Origin of the sequence: Paenibacillus sp. OT2-17 (genome assembly GCF_009827695.1) — a bacterium.
GTDB classification, from domain to species: Bacteria; Bacillota; Bacilli; order Paenibacillales; family Paenibacillaceae; genus Paenibacillus; species Paenibacillus polymyxa_B.
This window is the reverse complement of sequence record NZ_WUDQ01000760.1, coordinates 1-1,424: the sequence shown is the minus strand read 5'-3', so window position 1 is coordinate 1,424 and position 1,424 is coordinate 1. Positions and strand designations below refer to the sequence as shown.

Annotated in this window: 3 protein-coding genes; 1 reads left to right on the top strand and 2 read right to left on the bottom strand. The window is 46.6% G+C overall.

The annotated features are described in order from the left end of the window. On the top strand, window positions 1–170 hold a 170-nt coding region (locus tag GRP75_RS26885), incomplete at its 5' end, for a glutaminase (RefSeq protein WP_160790881.1). A gap of 73 nt (window positions 171–243) precedes the next feature. Here GRP75_RS26885 and GRP75_RS26880 read toward each other — a convergent pair. Both GRP75_RS26880 and GRP75_RS26875 read right to left on the bottom strand, forming a co-directional pair. Next, on the bottom strand, window positions 244–1,110 hold the full coding sequence (locus GRP75_RS26880; RefSeq protein WP_160790880.1) for a VOC family protein: 867 nt from the start codon (window positions 1,108–1,110) through the stop codon (window positions 244–246). A gap of 49 nt (window positions 1,111–1,159) precedes the next feature. Next, on the bottom strand, window positions 1,160–1,424 hold a 265-nt coding region (locus GRP75_RS26875; RefSeq protein ID WP_160790879.1), incomplete at its 5' end, for a DoxX family protein.

Below are 1,424 nucleotides of genomic sequence, written 5' to 3'. Positions count from 1 at the left end.
AAGTCGGACTACCTGCCAAAAGCGGCGTATCAGGCAGTATTATGACGATGGTACCCGGACGATATGGCATTGGACTGGTTGGACCTTCTCTGAACCGTATGGGCAACAGTACAGCCGGTGTACACTTGCTGGAGAAGATGTCTCGGGATTTGGACTGGAGCTTGTTCTAAGTATACGGAAAAAAGGGTATTCCCAGCCTTTACGGCTCATAGGAATACCCTTTTTTGTTGCGTGTCTTCTATGTTACGAGATTTGACCGTTAATCAGTTTAATTTGAATGCGGAACGGATCAGCTACATACTTGGCGCCATCGCGTTCTTGCATTCCATAGCCTGCTGCCTCTAAACGAGCGACAATGGCATCCAGTTCCTTCTGATCCGGTACGATCGATTCAAAATAATCCAATCCTGCAGCGTGCTCAGGAGCTGGTGGTGCTCCTTCACCTGCCCATATATTCAAGCCCATATGGTGGTGGTAACCACCTGCGGAAACGAACAAGGCTGAAGAGCCATACCGGCACGTAATGTCAAAGCCAAGCACATCGCAATAAAATTGCTGTGCTTTGAGCAAATTAGACACATGGAAGTGGACGTGCCCGATTACCGTTCCCTGCGGTAGTCCCTGCCAAGGTTGATTTTCGGAAATCGCAACCAAGTCTTCTGCATCCACGGGATCTGTTCCCATCATGTAAAATCCATTTGCATCCTTTTTCCACTGATCACGGGGACGATCTGCATAGATTTCGATTCCGTTATTATCAGGGTCATGGATATATAGAGCTTCACTTACATCATGGTCTCCCTGTCCGATTTCAATCTCATGAGCCAGCAGATTACGTAAAGACAGGCCCAGAGCTACACGGTTTGGGAGAAGAATAGCAAAGTGATATAACCCGGCAGCAGATTGACGCGGCAGAATAACTGCATTTTCAATATAGTTAAGGATCAGTAGCGCATGCTTCCCATCGACAGTCAATTCAGCGGTATCCGCCGTTTGACGCAGCAGCTGAAAGCCAACGACCTCTGTATAAAATTGAATAGAACGCGCCAAGTTACTAACCTTTAATGAAACCTGCCCGATTTTGGTGTTGTCATGAATATGTGCTGTCATGAGATTTCCCTCTTTCTACATGGATTGGAGGACTAAAGCTAATCAAAAATTATTGTTTGGTTGACTCACGACGGCTGAACAAAGAATCCAGAGACAATCGAGTCGTTGGAGCAAATACCAGATGAAGAGCTACCAGAATAAAAGCAATATCCAGCTCATAGCCAGCGCCTTGACCATTCCCCATCAACCCGCCGGACAATTTTGCTGTAAAAATGGCGCCGATCAAAACAATAACCAAAAGCCCAGATACATAGCGAGTGAGCAATCCAAGAATCAATGCAATCCCACCGACCAACTCAATCACCGCAACGACA

Excerpts from the sequence above, each read along its gene's own strand:
- GRP75_RS26880 (WP_160790880.1), bottom strand. The coding sequence starts at position 1,110 with ATGACAGCACATATTCATGACAACACCAAAATCGGGCAGGTTTCATTA.